Source organism: Acinetobacter sp. FDAARGOS_558 (assembly GCF_003937785.1).
GTDB classification, from domain to species: domain Bacteria; phylum Pseudomonadota; class Gammaproteobacteria; order Pseudomonadales; family Moraxellaceae; genus Acinetobacter; species Acinetobacter baumannii.
In genome coordinates this window covers 1-1,068 of record NZ_RKJH01000008.1, presented here as the reverse complement: position 1 = coordinate 1,068, position 1,068 = coordinate 1, and the positions used below count along the sequence as shown (strand labels likewise).

Below are 1,068 nucleotides of genomic sequence, written 5' to 3'. Positions count from 1 at the left end.
TTAACGAAACTACGCCGACTATGATTAAAACTATAGATACTATAGTTATTAGATTTATTTGTTCTTTGAAAATAATTATTGAGACTACGGTTGTTAAGACTAAACCTAGTCCCGCCCAAGTTGCATAAGTTATATTTAGTGGTAGGTGTTGCATTGTTTTACTTAAAAAATAGAAACAAATTCCAAATGAAATTATTGTTCCTAAGGATGGTATAAATTTTGAAAAGCCTTCTGAAGATTTAAGAAATGCACTTCCAATAACTTCAGTACTTATGGCTATTATTAAATAAATATAAGGCATTTTTAACTCCTTTTAATTTTCGTATTTTATTTAATTTTATTCTAAGTATTTTTTAATTGTAGTCTTGTATTTTGAGTGTCATTCGCGTGGTATTTTTGTGGATTGATGGTTTTTGAAAGGTTTTTGAAACGAGTTGAAAACGAGTTTCTTCTTGTCTTGATACTATATAGAAATAACTCGATTTTAAAATTATAGCTGTAATCCTTGGTATGTAAGGGATTATAGCTATTTTTCTTGTTGAAAGGAATTTTTGACATAAAAAAACCCCAGTAGTATGATTAAAGCGTCTACTCAATAAACAACTACTGGAGGTCTCTTTATATGCAATATAATACTACTAGATGTATAGACGAAAATCAAGATAACGAAACACTTAAAGATATGACGAAAAGTGGGAAACAACGCCCATGGAGAGAAAAGAAGATAGATAATGTAAGTTATGCAGATATACTGGAAATTTTAAAAATAAAAAAGGCTTTTAATGTAAAACAATGTGGTAACGTCTTAGAGTTCAAGCCGACTGATGAAGGTTATTTGAAGTTACATAAGACATGGTTTTGTAAGTCGAAACTCTGCCCAGTTTGTAATTGGAGGCGTGCTATGAAAAATAGTTATCAAGCTCAAAAAGTGATTGAAGAAGTTGTTAAAGAAAAACCAAAAGCGCGTTGGTTATTTTTAACACTTTCAACGAAAAATGCGATAGATGGGGATACTTTAGAACAAAGTTTGAAACATTTAACGAAAGCATTTGATAGGTTAAGTAGATA

The 1,068-nt window shown here is 30.0% G+C and carries 2 protein-coding genes; one reads left to right on the top strand and one right to left on the bottom strand.

What is annotated here, in order from left to right:
• Positions 1 to 301, bottom strand: a 301-nt coding sequence (gene qacC / locus EGT34_RS20905) for a quaternary ammonium compound efflux SMR transporter QacC (RefSeq protein ID WP_105800718.1), incomplete at its 3' end; no start/stop codon positions are given.
• Between the two features lie 321 nt (positions 302 to 622).
• On the opposite strand from qacC, the gene EGT34_RS20900 reads away from it, so the two are divergent.
• Positions 623 to 1,068, top strand: a 446-nt coding sequence (locus EGT34_RS20900; RefSeq protein WP_133306828.1) for a protein rep, incomplete at its 3' end; no start/stop codon positions are given.